This window comes from Alkalihalophilus sp. As8PL (assembly GCF_040939795.1).
GTDB lineage: Bacteria > Bacillota > Bacilli > Bacillales > Bacillaceae_D > Alkalihalophilus > Alkalihalophilus lindianensis.
In genome coordinates this window covers 3,438,570-3,455,367 of the sequence record NZ_CP162551.1, presented here as the reverse complement: position 1 = coordinate 3,455,367, position 16,798 = coordinate 3,438,570, and the positions used below count along the sequence as shown (strand labels likewise).

The window sequence follows — 16,798 nt, the reverse complement described above, 5'->3', positions numbered from 1 at the left end:
TTTTTTCTATTAATTATCCATTTCTTTGTGTAAAAAGTTCGGATCTAACTTTTCGTATTCCTCGTCACTAATTTCATCAAAATCATCTGATGCACTATGATACTCTTCCATTATTCCATCAGGATTAACGGCTACAGCCATTTTTGTTTCCCCGATACAATCAACAACAAATTCTCTTTCTACTTCTACATTCACATGTTCGCCATTTTCAGAAATGGTCGCTTCTAATGTATTAGGTTGTTGAATGGCTTTTGCGAACACTTCCATCTCATCAGATAGAACATTTTCATCTTGCATGGATAGCGGAATCACATCTGTATACGTCATCGTTTGTGTTGCAACTTCTGTTTTTGTATTGTCGTTATAGGAAAACCATACATTAATATCATAGCTTCCTTCTACCTCGACATTACTTCCTTTTTTCGCAGCCCCATACTTATGATTAATAATCCAACACCCTAAGATGCTTGAAGGCTTATGTGCAGGTTTAATTTTATGAGTCGCCTCAGAAAACTTACGCCCCTTACCACACACCGCTTTTGTAATAATTTCACGATACATTCCATCTCTGCTTGATTGTGCCATGTAATTGAACCTCCTATTCTCTTATCCGTCCCTTGGTGGTCGTTCGTGTCGGCTAATGCCTACTCTAACTCCCCCATTTTCTTTCATGCCCATACTATGCAGGCTTATAAACGAGTGTGCAAAACCTAAGATAAGTCCTTTTCCTTCTTTCCTTACAACGTTATGAGGAAGCTTGCATTTTTAGTACAGGAAATCAATCATTTCTTCATAAAAAAGAAACCCTATGCTTCTCAAGGAAACATAGGGTTACGTCATTATTGACATCCACCGTCAAAGTATGGATTTTTTGTTGTCGTTCCTTTTAATACATCGCCACCCATTGAGGTAATGATTTCCTCAGTAACTGTTTTCGATATCGTTTTTGATACCATTTGAAGAAGTTCATTCACATCAATTTGACTTTGTTTAAACTCTTGAACAAGCGGAATATCGTCAACTTCTTTATGAAGAGCATCAATCTTTTGTTCAACTTCTTTTAAGGCCTCTGATTTGTTATAGTGTTGAAGGTTAACAGCCTCTTTTTGGAGCTTTTTAATTTCAGCAATTAACTCTTGAATACGTAAATGTTCGTTAATCTTAAGCTCAGCTTGTTTAAAGAAATCAACCTCTTCTGTTTCAGCCATCATTTTTGCTAATTCTTTTGCTTTCATTCTAATATCTTCTCTTGTATATGTCGCAGTCATTAGACGTGCACCTCCGCATTTTCAACCATTTCCCCACTTAAGGACCATGTTTTCGCTTCATTTATTTTAATATAAACAATTTCACCAATTACTGACTTAGGGCCTCTGAAGTTAACTAGACGATTTGTACGTGTACGCCCCGCTAGAACAGCTGGGTCCTTCTTACTTTCACCCTCAACTAGCACTTCAACAATTTGATCTTGGTAGCCAAGATTTCTTTTCGCTGAAATTTCGTTCACTAAAGCATTTAATCTCGCTAGTCTTTCGCGTTTCACTTCCATTGGGACATTATCTTTCATTTTAGCCGCTGGTGTCCCTTCACGTGGTGAGTAAATGTAAGTAAACGCACTATCAAATTGAATCTCACGAACAAGAGATAACGTCTCTTCAAATTGCTCTTCCGTTTCATTTGGGAAGCCAACAATTAAATCAGTTGTAAAGGATGCATTTGGAATCGCCATTTTAATTTTGTGAGCAAGATCCATATATTGTTCTCTGGTGTACTTTCTGGCCATCAATTTAAGGATGTCCGAGTTACCATGTTGAACAGGTAAGTGAATATGCTCTACTAAATTTCCACCTTTGGATAGGACAGAGATTAAGTGATCATCAAAATCTCTTGGGTGACTTGTTGTAAATCTCACACGTGGAATATCAATCTTATGAATATCATCCATTAGATGTCCAAGTCGATAGTCTCGATCCTTAAGATCTTTTCCATATGCGTTAACATTTTGACCAAGCAACGTAATCTCCTTATAGCCATTTCTTGCAAGCTCACGTACTTCAGCGATAATATCTTCAGGTAAGCGACTGCGTTCCTTCCCGCGCGTGTAAGGAACGATACAATATGTGCAAAATTTATCGCAACCATACATAATGTTAACCCACGCTTGCGTTTTCCCTTCACGTTTACGAGGCATATTTTCAACAATATCGCCTTCTTTTGACCAAACTTCAATCACCATTTCTTTTCCGAATAAGGCGTTTTGAAGTAAGTGTGGCAGACGATGAATGTTATGTGTTCCGAAAATGATGTCAATATGCTGGTGTTTTTGCATAATACGATTCACGACATTCTCTTCTTGTGACATACAGCCACAAACACCTAAAATAACTTCTGGACGTTCTTTTTTCAAAGATTTCAAATGACCAATTTCACCAAATACTTTGTTTTCTGCGTTTTCACGAATTGCACATGTATTTAGTAAAATGACATCTGCATCTTGAGTATCATCCGTTTGGACAAAACCCATCTCTGTAAGTAATCCTGCCATATTCTCTGAATCATGAGTATTCATCTGACATCCGTACGTACGAATATGAAATTTCTTCCCATTCCCAATCCCTTGCATCTCTACAGGGATAATGTCATCTGGTCTTAGAACTTGAACATCTTCCTTACCGCGACGTTTTCCTTGCTTATAATCAGGCTGGTCGGTAATCGAGATCTCACGGCCTTGAATACGAATAACCTTTTTATTATCTTCTTCTGAAATAATTTTCGCATTGGAAAAATCAAAATACTTGCTATAGTCTTTTTTGGCTTGTCCGTCTGAGGATTTTACGTTCCCTTCGGATTTACCTTCAGTATTTCCTAAGCGTCCTAGACGCTGATCTTCATTCATTGCACAATCTCCTTCCACCTGAATCGAACAGAAACATTCCATTTTATATTATACGGATGTTTCGGATGAAAAACAATGAAACTTGTTTGACAACCACACAGCCGCTGAGGTTCAAATTAAAAGAGCCTAGCATATGCTAGACCCTCATTGACTTACATGAATTCAGCCATCATTTTATTAAACTTCTCTTCATCAAGTGAGAGATCATGTGTTGCTAATGGTTGGTCTGAATAACCTTCTATTAATTCTTGATAAGATGGTTGTTGTTTATTTTGATAAATCAATCCAGTCACAAGACCGTTATGCTCCATCAATGTTTGCATAGCCGTCATACGATTAGCTGCATCATAATTCTCAACATTACTTAGCTTTGTGATATTTTGTTTAAACCAATCGTACGTGTTTACCTTGTTGAATGTTACACAAGGGCTAAACACATTAATTAAAGAGAACCCTTTATGATTTATGCCTTCTTCAATTAGGGCCGTAAGCTCTTTTAAATCACTTGAGAAGCTTTGGGCAACGAATGTAGCACCAGCAGTTAGCGCCATTTCCATTACGTTTAGAGCTGATTCAACCGAACCATTAGGTGTACTTTTTGTTTTAAATCCAACATCACTACGCGGAGATGTTTGACCTTTTGTTAAACCATAAATTTGATTATCCATGACGATGTACGTCACATCAATGTTACGACGGATCGCGTGGATGGTGTGACCCATACCAATCGCAAATCCATCACCGTCTCCGCCTGAAGCGATGACTGTTAAATCTTTATTAGCCATCTTTACCCCTTGGGCAATTGGAAGCGCACGTCCGTGTACCCCGTGAAGACCATAAGCATTAATATAACCTGAAATACGACCTGAACATCCGATTCCTGACACGACAGCAAGGTTATCTGGCTCTAAGCCAACATTTGCAGCAGCACGCTGTATCGCAGCTTGTACAGAGAAATCCCCACAACCAGGGCACCAGTTCGGCTTGGTTTTATTACGAAACTCTTTAAATGTCGCCATCTTAGACCAACTCCTTGCATGATTGATGTAATTCATTTGGTAGGAACGGGTTCCCGTCATATTTTAATAGATTTTCAATCTTATCAGTATTGATGTTCATTTTAATAATCGTTGCTAACTGTGCGGTTGCATTATTTTCTACAACAACGACCTTTTTAGCACGATCAATTAAAGGCTTAAGTTCATCAGCTGGGAACGGGTGCAAGAGACGTACTTGTGCATGGTTCACTTTTACTCCATCTTCTTCAAGACGCGGCATAGCTTCTTGAATTGTACCACGAGTAGAGTTCACACCAATTACTAGTAGATCTGCATTTTCATGTTTCGCGTCAACAAACAACGGGTCTTTAAACTGACTAGGTAAGTTGCTCACTTTACGCAGACGTTTATCCATTTGGGCTTGACGGTTCTCAGGACTCTCTGAAGGCTTACCTGTTTCATCATGCTCAACGCCCGTCACGTGATGCACTCCATTTTTCATACCTGGAATAACACGAGGAGAAACGCCATCTTCTGTCACTTCATAACGCTTGAAATAAGCACTATTTTCTCTCTCAGGCAATTCAGCAGCTATGTCTAGTTTTCCACGACGAATTTCTACACGGTTAAAGTCCAGTGGCTCTACAGTTTGCTTTCCAAGCGATAAAGCTAAGTCCGTTACAATAATAACTGGACACTGATACTCCTCCGCTAGATTAAATGCTTCTACCGTATCGTAAAATGCTTCTTCAACAGTACTCGGTGTCATAACAATTTTAGGAATGTCACCGTGTGTGCTAAAGATCATCGCCATTAAATCAGATTGTTCTTGTTTTGTAGGTAAACCCGTACTAGGGCCCCCACGTTGTGTATCCATAATGACAAGTGGTGTTTCCGTCATTCCAGATAATCCAATTGCTTCAGCCATTAATGATAGTCCTGGCCCTGCAGATGCAGTAAACGAACGAACACCAGCATAGTTAGCACCGATCGCCATCGTACAAGCGGCAATCTCATCTTCTGTTTGAATAACTGTCCCACCGAACTCAGGAAGCTTCTTAATCATATATTCCATGATTTCAGATGCTGGAGTAATAGGATAAGCTGCCATGAAACGGCTACCTGCAGCAACTGCGCCCATACCGATTGCATCATTCCCAATCATGAACATACGCTTTTGACCATCTGCTTTTTCTAATTGTAAGTTTGGAAGATCCCCAGCTGCCTCTTCTTTAAAATGAGCAGAGCCTGCACGAATCGCATCCATATTTTTATCAACGATCGCTTGACCTTTTTTCAGGAAAATCTCTTCCACTACTTCACGGTATTCTTCAGGTTCAAGTCCTAAAATCGCACTTGATGCCCCGACAGCCACCATGTTTTTCATTAAAGAAGTCCCTAGTTCATTGGCAATTTCTGTGAAAGGCACTACAAATAAACGAGCGACACTACCTTCTGGTAAGCTCGGATTGAATTTGGCGTCCGCAATCACGACACCTTCTTCTCTTAACTCGTGGATATTTACATCAATTGTTTCTTGGTCGAAAGCAACTAAAATATCGAGGTCATCTGAAATCGAATTTAATGGTGAAGTACTTACACGAATCTTATTATTCGTATGCCCACCTTTAATACGAGATGAAAAGTGACGATACCCATACAAGTAATATCCTAGTCGATTTAGTGCAGTTGCAAAAATCTCTCCCGTACTCTCAATTCCCTCACCTTGTTGTCCTCCAACTTTCCATGATAGTTGGTTTCTCATCTACTCCACTCCTTTGGCATTCGCCATTCTATCTATGTCTGTTTATGTCATTTACATATTGTGCATGCTGATAATCGTTATATTGTATCACAATTCCGAGTATTTTAATAGACTTACTACTTGTTGAAAAGTCTATCACCTTGATACTCTCAAACGTCATAATGATAGTCTTTCTCACAGAAAAAAGCAAGTTTTTTCGTCTTTTCTTGACATGCTTCACAGCCCCTTTTACACACAAAAAAATGCTCACACCGAAGTGTGAGCATTTTTAACTTGTCTTACCTTAAGGGAGCCATCCACTTATCTTGGTTCAATTATAAGCTTGATCGCCGTACGTTCTTCCCCTTCAATTTGAATGTCCGTGAATGCCGGAATGCAAATAAGGTCGATTCCACTTGGAGCTACGAAACCTCGAGCAATGGCAACAGCTTTAATCGATTGATTAAGAGCACCCGCTCCGATTGCTTGGATTTCTGCAGAACCTTTTTCACGGATCACACCGGCTAGAGCGCCAGCTACAGAATTTGGTGTAGATTTTGCTGAAACTTTTAATACTTCCATTTCTTGTACCTCCTCATACGTGTCTCATTTAGGTTCTAGCCTCACAGACGATGATGAACAGTTAGTTACTTAAATCTCAGCACCTAGCCTTGTACAAGATGATGCTCTACTTCATACGTATTTCTTCAACTCTACACTTATTCCTTCTTTTAACAAATTGATTGAAGAAGGGAGCAAACATCTTCTAATGGTAAAATGGGTGATCCTCATTAATAAGAATTCTCTCAGTAGATTTTGCTAGTCCTGTTTTGGGATCAACATCAATCACCACTCCACTTAATTGTTCCCTTCCTTCCGCAACTTCAAACCTTACAGGCATAGACGTTAGAAATTTATACAACACCGCTTCTTTATCGACACCTAATACCCCGTCATACGGTCCAGTCATCCCAACATCACACATAAAAGCCGTCCCTTTTGGTAGTACACGGTTATCTGCTGTTTGAACATGAGTATGTGTTCCAACTACAGCCGTAACTCGACCATCTAAATACCAGCCCATCGCTTGTTTCTCACTTGTCGCTTCTGCATGAAAATCGACAAAAATAATGGATGTACGTTTTGATACTTCTTCGATAATCTCGTCTGCTTTTTTAAACGGACAATCCATTGGCTGCATAAAGGTTCTTCCCATCAAATTTACAACAGCCACTTCTAATTGATTAATTTTTACGATCGTATAGCCAACACCAGGTGTACCTTCTGGGAAATTCGCAGGTCTAACAAGAGCTTTTGCTTTGTCCACAAACTCAAAAATCGCCTTATTGTCCCATGCATGGTTCCCAAGTGTGACTGCTTGTGCTCCTGCAGATAAGAACCCTTTATAAATTTTTTCAGTAATCCCTCTTCCTGATGCTGCATTTTCTCCATTTATGATCGTCATCATTGGTCGATAATGTTGCTTTAATTTTGGTACATATTCATCAATCATCTTTCGACCCGGCGCACCATAAACATCGCCAATAAATAAAATTTTCATAATAACCCCTTTTTGTGTTCTGCACACACGTTATAAATAATCATATGTAAATGATAGCATTCTTTCTAGTCACTTGCATCTTTAGACAAAAACAAATAAAGTGGCATAACGCCACTTTATTTTGCATACTCAACTGCCCTAGTCTCACGTATAACGGTAACGCGAATATGTCCTGGATAGTCAAGTTCATCTTCAATTTTCTTCGTGATATCTCGAGCTAATTTATGTGCTCTCGTATCATCTACAACATCTGGTCGAACCATGATTCGCACTTCACGACCTGCTTGGATCGCATACGTTTTCTCCACACCTTCAAACGATTCAGAGATTTCTTCTAATTTCTCTAAACGACGAATGTACGTTTCGAGAGTTTCACGACGCGCTCCTGGTCTCGCAGCAGATAGTGCATCAGCCGCTGCAACAAGTGTCGCAATAATAGAAGTCGCTTCTGTATCTCCGTGGTGAGAAGCAATCGAATTGATTACAACCGGATGCTCCTTGTATTTCGTAGCTAGCTCAACGCCAATTTCAACATGGCTACCTTCCACTTCATGGTCAATCGCTTTACCGATATCATGAAGCAATCCAGCTCGTTTAGCTAGTTTAACGTCTTCTCCTAATTCAGCAGCCATAAGACCAGTTAAATGTGCCACCTCCATAGAGTGCTTCAACACATTTTGACCGTAGCTCGTTCTGAATTTAAGTCTACCTAAAATCTTGATCAAGTCTGGATGTAGACCATGAATACCCATCTCAAAGGTCGTTTGCTCTCCGTATTCACGAATCGCTTCATCAACTTCACGTCTTGATTTATCGACCATTTCTTCGATTCTAGCTGGATGAATTCTACCATCTTGTACAAGTTTTTCAAGAGCTGTCCTGGCAATCTCACGACGAATTGGATCAAATCCGGATAGAATAACCGCTTCGGGTGTATCATCAATAATAAGGTCAATCCCTGTTAATGTTTCAAGTGCACGGATGTTACGACCTTCACGTCCAATAATACGACCCTTCATTTCATCGTTCGGTAAGTTGACAACTGATACGGTTGTTTCTGCAACGTGATCAGCAGAGCAACGCTGGATTGCAAGAGATAATACCTCTCTTGCTTTCTTATCTGCTTCTTCCTTTGCTTGTGCCATTCGCTCTTTCACAATAAGTGCCGTCTCATGAGCAAGCTCTTGCTCCACTTCGGTACGAATTGCATCACGCGCTTCCTCCCGAGAAAATCCAGAGATTCGCTCAAGCTCAGCTTGATGCTTGTTCAAGATTTCCTCCACTTTGCTATCCATCTCTTCAACTTGTCGTTGTTTTTTGGTGAGAGACTCCTCCCTCTTGTCCAAAGACTCCTCTTTCTTATCTAAGGTTTCACTTTTCCGGTCAAGAATCTCTTCTTTTTGAACCAAACGATTCTCTTGTTTTTGAATCTCATTTCTTCGTTCACGAATTTCACGTTCAGCTTCAATGCGAATTTTATGAGCTTCATCCTTCATTTCAAGAACTGCTTCTTTTTTATTCGCCTCAGCATCACGTCTCGCATCTTCAACAATTTGTTTTGCTGCATGTTCCGCGCTAGAAATTTTCGCTTCTGCAATGGATCGTCTAACAAGATATCCAACAACTGCACTTACTGCAGAGACAACAAGCAAAATGGAGATGAACATAACCATACTTTCCATACTCTTTCACCTCCCCTTGCTATCTAATTGTTGGTTCCAATTGTGTCATACTTTCATTAATTTAAAGATGCATACTAGTGTATACAAAGTGGCTGCGGAATAAATAATATGACAAAAAAATCTACCGCATTCTCCCTAATTGTAAGGCTCGCCTCGCGTGATGTCAAGTGTTGTCAATCTCCATGACTTCACTGATCCCATCACGTATCGACACCTGATAAGCTATGTCACCAGACTCTGCTAAATGATGATTATGAGTGATCATGATAATCTGACGACCGAACATCGTACTTAATGATTTTAAAAATTCATATAAGTAATGAATGTACTCCCCCGAGACATGTTTTCCCGGCTCATCTAATAAAAGAGGACCTTCTACTTTTGGCTGAATCGTCTCCATTAGAGCAACACGTAAAGCAAGTGTCACAATATCAACGACCCCGCCCCCTCTTGAATCTTGAGGCTTCGTTTTCACTTTTATTCCTTCATAATCGGACACAACATAAAACTCTGCTACAGCCTTGTTCCCATGTTCTTCAATCTCTATCTGAAATGAAAATAGTGGTCCAAATACATATTGAAGGGCATTCGTAACGAGCGTTTCCATTTGCTGTTTTGCTTGCTCTCTAGCATATTCTGCAGACTGTTGTAATAACAACCTTGCTCTTTCGTATGTTTCAATGGTTTCATTGTATTCAAGAATAGATTGCTCTCGTTTACTTAGTTGTTCTTCTAATAAACGACGTTTTGCGTCTTGTCTTGTCCATTCATCATGCGCCAACTTCAGAGAATGCTCCAATGACTTAATCTGTTGGTCTACATGCAATAGGTGGTTACTCATCTCCAACAAGCTCCTTAGGAATGAGAGCCCATGTATCGCTTAATGATTGATCAATTTCTTTTTCTAGACGAACAATCTCTTCATCTAATTGATCAGGACTTACACCTAAGTCTTCTAATTCTTTCAAGAGCCTCGTTCGCTGATTCTCTAATTCTTCAAGCTTCGCTTCTGCGCGGTATCTCATATCACGAGCTTTATCAATTGCTTTTCTCATTTTAGATAAATCTTGTTCAACGTGGTTCATACTAACCCTCCTAGATTAAAAGATGATTTACGTGCGGGCATTTAGATCGCTTCCACATGTCGGACACGTGCCGATATGAATTAACTGCTTCTCGAATTCTTTTTCTAGCTCTTCTTGTTCTTTTCTTTTTTCTTCCATAAAGTGATTGCCATCATTAATTCGGACTTGAACGTCTTTTAGTTCGTTTTTTAATCGCATAAATGATTGTTGTTGCTTGATCAGACTCTCAAGCTTCTCTTTTCTTTCTTCCACTTCTTCTGTATGTTTCACAAGATCAAACAGTTTTCTTGTATGGGTTACTCCTTCATTCACTTTAAGTAACTGTTCATTTAACGAATGTAGTTGATTTTTTCGTTTTTCTTGTTGCCAAATACGATCAAGTACATTCCAGTCCTGGTTCGCAATAAAATCTGTTTTTTTGAGTAACTCCCTTACCTTAGTTAGCTGATTAGTGATCGTTTTCTCTTCGATCTTACGTTTCATTAACTCTTGTTTCTGTTTTATTCGTTTATCAATTTTTTCCGTATATTCTGCTGCAAGTGTTACATCTTTTGTTTTCTCAATCCATTGTTCACATATCGCTATAGATTTTGTGAACTCTTTTAAGTCGGTTCGTTTATGTTGCAGCGATTTAGCATACGAATAAGATTGTCTTATGTGATCCCAAGACTTCTCCCATCTATCAGCTTGTTCTACTAATTCAAATTGTAAAGTAGCACGCTCTTTTTCTTCACGGACGGTTTTAAGTTGCTCTTTTAGTTGCATTAATTCGCTTAGTCGTTGCTGTTTCAACTTAAGGTCGTGGAGTTTAACAGCGGTAGCATCTAACTTTTCTCTTTGTGCGTCAAGGGCCTGATATGGTTCTAAGCCTAGCTTTAACTGCTCTAATTCCACTTCTTCTATTTTCACCCGTTGGTTTAAACCTGATAAGTCCTTAGAGGTATCTCTAATGGCCATATCAAGAAAATGCGCGCCGCTAATTCGTCCGATCGTTTTCGCACGCAACGAACTTGTTTGCTCTAATAAAAATGGACCATCTAGTTGTTGAGAGAGGTGAATCATTAACTCGTGATCACGATCAATTCTCAGTGGTTGCATCCCATGGGCATTCAGTACTTCTTTAGGTACATGAATTCCAAACCCTTCAAGCACTAAATCTTCTTTTTCTACCTCTTTAATTATGTATCGATTTTTCGAAGTGGTCCGCTCTCTGATGATCGTCACTCCATGGGTGAAGCGTACTGTAACGCGAGCAAAATCTGCTCCAACTCTGACGAAATCGGTTCCGCGCGGTTGGTTGAAAAGAACCCATCTGAGCGCTCGTAAAATCGCTGTTTTCCCGCTGTCAGATTGACCCACTAACACATTCAATCCTGCAGCAAATTCAATCGTCGTGTCTAAATGCGACTGAAAATTTTCTAGCCGAATGGATTCGATGTTATTCATCCTCTCCCCCCTTCCACGTTTCTTCAATCACTGTAATACGACGCAATGCTTCTTGTCTTACTTTTTCTTCTACATTAGATAGGGCTGCTATTTCAGCAATAATATCTCCCATCTTTAATGATTTAAATTCGGAGTGTTCTTTTACTTGTTGCACAAATTCATGTAGCTTTTCTTCTTGATGAACAGCCTTCTCAAGATAAGTACGATCAAGCACCTCTTCCCCTTTTTGGGCTACTTCAATTGGATGAAGGGTCAGCTCAACAGAGGCATCTGGATGAATCGTTCCTATAACATATTGAGGTTGACGGTTAATTTCAGACCAATGATTATTAACGCGAGCGATCGCCCCAGGGTTACCGATCCATTTTCCATCACGTTCTTTTAAGCCAAAGCCACCATGAAAATGGCCGGTTAAAATGACATCAGCAGTTGTTCCCCAAATATGATCAATTAACGTATGAGGAATTCCTTCAGGCAAGGCCTTTTCCACTAACATACTGTGTGCTAAATGGATTAACACATCTGCATTGTGGTCATTATTCGGGTAATAGTCAAGCTTTGGATCACGTTGATCTAAATCATAATGATAGGGTTGACCTGATATTTGAATGCGCAGCCCGTTCTTTTCAATTAATACCGGTTGATCAGGATGTATGACCGTCATTAACCCAAATGAATCTAAAAGACCAAGCATCGTACGAGAGATCGTATCCGGATTATGTCCAAATGTATCGTGGTTACCTGAAATCGCGTAAATTGGCATTTCTGCCTCCATAAAAAGACGAGCAAATTGGCCAACAACATTTGGCGATAAATCAGGTCGATCGAAAACGTCCCCTCCATGCAAAAGCACATCTACTTGTTCCTTGTTTGCCATTGTAATCACTTCTCGAATTTTTTCGGCTAACGTTTCTGAAAATGAATCTTTTCTGTTCTTTGGAGTGGTCCCACGTATATGTGTATCTGTTATATACAAAAATTTCATCGCACACCTCAAATTTTAAAAGAATAAGCACCTACAATAGGTGCTTATCCTTTGATTTCCTTATTTCAAATCTAATGGTACATCATCAAGCTCTTCTTCAGTAGCTGGCTCAACTTTAATTTCACCATTTAAACCGTGGTGATCGCGAATAAGCGTTTCAACTTCAGAAGCAACAGCTGGATTTTCTTTTAAGTATTGCTTAGAATTCTCTCTTCCTTGACCGAGACGTTCTTCGTTAAACGAATACCACGCCCCACTTTTTTGAACAATATCAAGTTCAGCTGCGATATCTAAAATCGAACCTACTCTTGAGATCCCTTCACCATACATGATATCTACTTCAGCTACTCTGAAAGGAGGAGCTACTTTGTTCTTAACCACTTTAATCTTGGTCTTATTCCCTACCATATCGTTACCTTGCTTCAACGTTTCCGCACGACGTACTTCTAGACGAACAGAAGAATAGAATTTCAAAGCACGACCACCAGGAGTTGTTTCAGGATTACCGAACATAACCCCAACTTTTTCACGGATTTGGTTAATGAACACAGCAATCGTTTTCGATTTACTAATAGCACCCGAAAGCTTACGTAATGCTTGAGACATTAGACGTGCTTGTAAACCAACGTGGCTATCTCCCATATCTCCTTCGATCTCAGCTTTTGGTACAAGTGCCGCCACACTATCAATAACAATCATATCAACCGCACCACTACGAACTAATGCTTCAGCAATCTCAAGCGCTTGTTCCCCAGTGTCAGGTTGAGATAATAATAATTCATCAATATTAACACCCAAATTTTGAGCATATACAGGATCAAGTGCATGCTCCGCATCAATAAATGCAGCTTGTCCACCATTACGCTGTATTTCAGCAATCGCGTGAAGTGCTACTGTTGTTTTACCTGAAGATTCCGGTCCGTATACTTCGATAATTCGACCACGTGGATATCCGCCTACTCCTAGTGCGATATCAAGTGCTAACGCTCCACTAGATACAGTAGAAACTCGTTGGTCCACTTGTTCACCAAGCTTCATTATCGAACCTTTACCAAATTGCTTTTCGATTTGGCGCAGTGCCATATCAAGAGCTGCTTTACGATCACCCATTAATCATCTCTCCTCTATAAAAAAATATCTATTAATATGTTTAATTGAATCGTTCTTCTTATTCATCATACCTTCTTTTGAGTCATTTGCCAATAGTTTTTACGAACATTTATTCGGTTTTTGAATAGTAAGTTAATGGAGAGGGGGTATTTTAGAAGAATGGGGCTGGGACAAAAGTATTTAAACTTATGGAAAATCGAACATTACTGATGCGGTCAACGTATACCGCTCCTGAAATATACTTCGCTTTCCACGGGAAGCTGGTGAGCCTCCTCGTGCTACGCACTGTGGGGTCTCACCTCTGCTTTTTATCCCGTAGGAGGTCTACGTATATTTCATCCGCTAATTTAGCGCTTCGTTCGTACCCTAAGTTAAACCTTTTAAATATGTCTCAGCCTCATCGAGGAATTCATTATGAAGAATGCGTTTTGGTTGGGCGTGGTACACGGTTTTCACGCTTTGGTCGTGGCTTTGCTGGCTCAAGATTAACACGAGCACCGTTAATTCTTGAATAACGTAGAGCCTCGTAAACAAAAGGCGCTACTTCTTCTGGGACTTCCACAAAGGTGAAGTTTTCAAAAATATCAATCCGGCCGACTGCTTTTCCAGGAATACCAACTAGCTCAGAAATTTCTTCGGTCAAAATTTTAGGGCTCATGTTTACATTGCGCCCAACATTAATGAAGAATCGAACCATCCCTTTGGCTCCTCCTGTTTCACCGAAGTTATATCCGGCTTCATCCGTTGTAGAATCAGCCGAGAAATTCATTTTAAGTAGAGCTGCCACAACTTCCTCAGGCTTATGATCAGCAAGCACTTCTTTTACAAGCGGGCTAAACAGTTCAAAGTCCTTTCCACCTGTTTCAATCGTGTCATTAATCAGCTTACGCCACGAGCTTTGTTGCTTTTCAACCACCTCTTCAATCGTAGGAACGTTTTGAGACGGAATGGTCATCTTAATCTCGTTTTCTATCGATCTCAAATGCTTCATTTCACGAGGAGTTACGAGTGTGAGAGCTAACCCTTTACGACCTGCACGTCCTGTTCGACCAATTCTGTGCACATAACTTTCAGGGTCTTGAGGGATATCATAGTTAATAACATGTGTGACATTTTCAACATCAATCCCACGAGCTGCAACATCTGTCGCGATTAAAAATTCAATCGATGAATCTCTAAATTTCTTCATCACAGCATCACGCTGAGATTGAGTAAGATCACCATGTAAGCCATCAGCTAAATACCCTCTAGCTTGCAAGGCTTCGGTTAGTTCTGCAACACCTTTTTTCGTTCTGCAAAATAGAATACCTAACTCCACTTCTTCACTATCGATAATACGGCATAATGAATCGATTTTATTACGTTCAAGGACCTTGTAATAAAGTTGATTGATCAAAGGAGCCGTCACTTCACCTTTATTAATGGTCACAATTTTAGGTGTAGTCATGTAGCGACGAGAAAGCTTTTTAATAGCCGGTGGCATCGTTGCTGAAAATAATAGAGTCTGTCTAGCACCTTTCACTTCACGCAAAATCGACTCGATGTCATCGACAAAACCCATATCCAGCATTTCGTCTGCTTCATCTAATACAATCGTATGCACCTTATTCAAGTTTAACGTTTTTCTTCTAATATGATCAAGAATTCGTCCAGGTGTACCAATCACAACTTGGACTCCTTGCTTTAATGACTTAATTTGATGCCCAATCGATTGTCCACCATAAATTGGAATCGTTCTAATTCGTTTATGGGCTGACAACTTTTGAAGCTCACCAGATACTTGAATCGCAAGCTCTCTTGTAGGCGTCAAAATTAACGCTTGAACATAACGCTCTTCGGTTACTTTATCAATAACTGGAATACCAAAAGCTGCTGTTTTACCAGTACCTGTTTGGGCTTGACCGATGACATCGCCACCTTCTAAGATGACTGGAATAGCTTTTTCTTGGATCGGGGATGGTTCTTCAAACCCCATATCTTTAATTGCTCGTTTAATTGGTTCTGAAATTTGAAAATCACTAAAGTACGTCATTATGCTAAATTCCACCTTTTCAATTCGTTCAACAAATAAAAACATCCATATTTAATCGCGCGATGACGAACCGCTTCCCTATTCCCACCAACGTTTATTTGATAAACGGTGCATTTGTTATCCGGGAGGCAAATGCCGATAAAGACAACCCCCGGTGCGATGTTATCTTGGGAACTAGGTCCAGCGACTCCTGTAAAACTTATACCAATATCTGAATGAAGCTTCTGTTTGATTGCTTTTGCCATTTGGTCGGCACACGGTTCGCTAACTACGCCGTGGCTATCAATTAATTCTTTCGACACATCTAAGCTATTTTCCTTCACTTTTGTAGCATAAGAGATAATACTACCAATAAAGATATCAGAAACACCAGCAATGGAGGTCAGTTCACTTGCAAAAAGACCTCCTGTTAAGCTTTCAGCAGAAGAGATCGTAAGCTTTTGCTCTTTCAACTCAGAGATTAAGACATTCATTAGCGTCGATTCACCATAACCATAAAAGAATTCTCCTACACGCGCTTGAATAGCCGCTTCGGTCTCATCTAGTAGTTGATTTGCTACATATGAGTCATGGTGTTTTACCGTGAGTCTTAATGTAACCTCCCCTTCACTTGCCAAAGGGGCGATGGTTGGGTTTGACTGCGCCCTTAACAAATCATCAATCATGACTTCAAGCTTTGATTCCCCAATGCCGAAAAAACGAAGTACTCTTGATGTAATTGATTCGTTTTTCACATTACTTTTTTGTAAGAGAGGTCTCAGTTGCTCTACGACCATTGGCTCCATCTCTCTAGGTGGACCTGGCAGTAAGACGAATTGACACGTCTCAGCTTCAACAACCATACCAGGTGCCATCCCGTAGTGATTAGGAAGCACGCGACTTCCTTCAATGACAAGTGCTTGTTTCTTGTTATTATCAGTCATTGTGATCTTACGCTTTTCAAAAAATGCGATAATTGATGTCAACGCATCTTCATCATATACAAGCTTTTTATTACAAAAATCAGCAATTGTTTCTTTCGTTAAGTCATCTTTCGTTGGTCCAAGACCGCCAGTTAGAATGACTAAATCTGACCGATTAGCAGCCGTTGTAACGACTTCACTTAAACGCCTTGTATTATCCCCGACTACAACTTGGTAATGAACGTCAATACCATGATTAGCCAGCTCAACCGATAAGAATTGTGCATTTGTATTGACGATTTGGCCAAGTAAAAGTTCTGATCCTACTGCAATAATCTCGGCTCTCATGGTCCTTCC

15 protein-coding genes are annotated in these 16,798 nt (G+C 39.9%); all 15 read right to left on the bottom strand.

Translation table 11 applies throughout. The features are described from left to right. Positions 1-9: 9 nt before the first annotated feature. The 15 genes from AB3N04_RS18960 to AB3N04_RS18890 all read right to left on the bottom strand — a co-directional run bounded on the left by AB3N04_RS18960 (position 10) and on the right by AB3N04_RS18890 (position 16,789). The gene (locus AB3N04_RS18960) at positions 10-585 is read right to left on the bottom strand and encodes an outer spore coat protein CotE (RefSeq protein ID WP_368504118.1); all 576 of its coding nucleotides are present in this window, start codon (positions 583-585) and stop codon (positions 10-12) included. Positions 586-839: 254 nt separating this feature from the next. Continuing rightward, positions 840-1,268 (bottom strand): RicAFT regulatory complex protein RicA family protein, encoded by a 429-nt coding sequence (locus AB3N04_RS18955; RefSeq protein WP_368504117.1) that lies wholly within the window; start codon positions 1,266-1,268, stop codon positions 840-842. Next, on the bottom strand, positions 1,268-2,896 hold the full coding sequence (gene miaB / locus AB3N04_RS18950) for a tRNA (N6-isopentenyl adenosine(37)-C2)-methylthiotransferase MiaB (protein ID WP_368504116.1): 1,629 nt from the start codon (positions 2,894-2,896) through the stop codon (positions 1,268-1,270). Before miaB ends, AB3N04_RS18955 begins: the two co-directional genes overlap by 1 nt. Positions 2,897-3,048: 152 nt before the next feature. Beyond that, positions 3,049-3,915 carry a 2-oxoacid:ferredoxin oxidoreductase subunit beta gene (locus tag AB3N04_RS18945; protein WP_317122688.1) on the bottom strand — a complete coding sequence of 289 codons (867 nt, stop codon included), beginning with the start codon at positions 3,913-3,915 and terminating at the stop codon, positions 3,049-3,051. Between the two features lies 1 nt (position 3,916). Beyond that, positions 3,917-5,659, bottom strand: coding sequence for a 2-oxoacid:acceptor oxidoreductase subunit alpha (locus AB3N04_RS18940; RefSeq protein WP_368504115.1), 1,743 nt, complete (start codon positions 5,657-5,659; stop codon positions 3,917-3,919). A gap of 300 nt (positions 5,660-5,959) precedes the next feature. Beyond that, positions 5,960-6,220 carry a stage V sporulation protein S gene (locus tag AB3N04_RS18935; protein ID WP_317122686.1) on the bottom strand — a complete coding sequence of 87 codons (261 nt, stop codon included), beginning with the start codon at positions 6,218-6,220 and terminating at the stop codon, positions 5,960-5,962. A gap of 184 nt (positions 6,221-6,404) precedes the next feature. After that, on the bottom strand, positions 6,405-7,199 hold the full coding sequence (locus AB3N04_RS18930) for a TIGR00282 family metallophosphoesterase (protein WP_368504114.1): 795 nt from the start codon (positions 7,197-7,199) through the stop codon (positions 6,405-6,407). Between the two features lie 116 nt (positions 7,200-7,315). Continuing rightward, a complete protein-coding gene (gene rny / locus AB3N04_RS18925; RefSeq protein WP_368504113.1) occupies positions 7,316-8,881 on the bottom strand; it encodes a ribonuclease Y in 1,566 nt (521 codons plus the stop codon). Between the two features lie 163 nt (positions 8,882-9,044). Beyond that, positions 9,045-9,722, bottom strand: coding sequence for an ATP-binding protein (locus tag AB3N04_RS18920; RefSeq protein ID WP_368504112.1), 678 nt, complete (start codon positions 9,720-9,722; stop codon positions 9,045-9,047). Next, positions 9,715-9,966, bottom strand: coding sequence for a hypothetical protein (locus AB3N04_RS18915; RefSeq protein ID WP_317122682.1), 252 nt, complete (start codon positions 9,964-9,966; stop codon positions 9,715-9,717). Before AB3N04_RS18915 ends, AB3N04_RS18920 begins: the two co-directional genes overlap by 8 nt. Positions 9,967-9,993: 27 nt before the next feature. After that, on the bottom strand, positions 9,994-11,412 hold the full coding sequence (locus tag AB3N04_RS18910; protein ID WP_368504111.1) for an AAA family ATPase: 1,419 nt from the start codon (positions 11,410-11,412) through the stop codon (positions 9,994-9,996). Further along, entirely contained in the window at positions 11,405-12,397 is a 993-nt protein-coding gene (locus tag AB3N04_RS18905) for an exonuclease SbcCD subunit D (protein WP_368504110.1), read from the bottom strand. Before AB3N04_RS18905 ends, AB3N04_RS18910 begins: the two co-directional genes overlap by 8 nt. 60 nt (positions 12,398-12,457) lie before the next feature. Further along, complete coding sequence (gene recA / locus AB3N04_RS18900; protein ID WP_368504109.1) at positions 12,458-13,507, bottom strand: recombinase RecA; 1,050 nt, start codon at positions 13,505-13,507, stop codon at positions 12,458-12,460. A 412-nt stretch (positions 13,508-13,919) separates the two neighbouring features. Further along, a complete protein-coding gene (locus tag AB3N04_RS18895; protein ID WP_368504108.1) occupies positions 13,920-15,539 on the bottom strand; it encodes a DEAD/DEAH box helicase in 1,620 nt (539 codons plus the stop codon). Then, positions 15,539-16,789: a competence/damage-inducible protein A gene (locus AB3N04_RS18890; RefSeq protein WP_368504107.1), complete on the bottom strand. Its 1,251-nt coding sequence runs from the start codon at positions 16,787-16,789 to the stop codon at positions 15,539-15,541. Before AB3N04_RS18890 ends, AB3N04_RS18895 begins: the two co-directional genes overlap by 1 nt. Between the last annotated feature and the right edge of the window lie 9 nt (positions 16,790-16,798).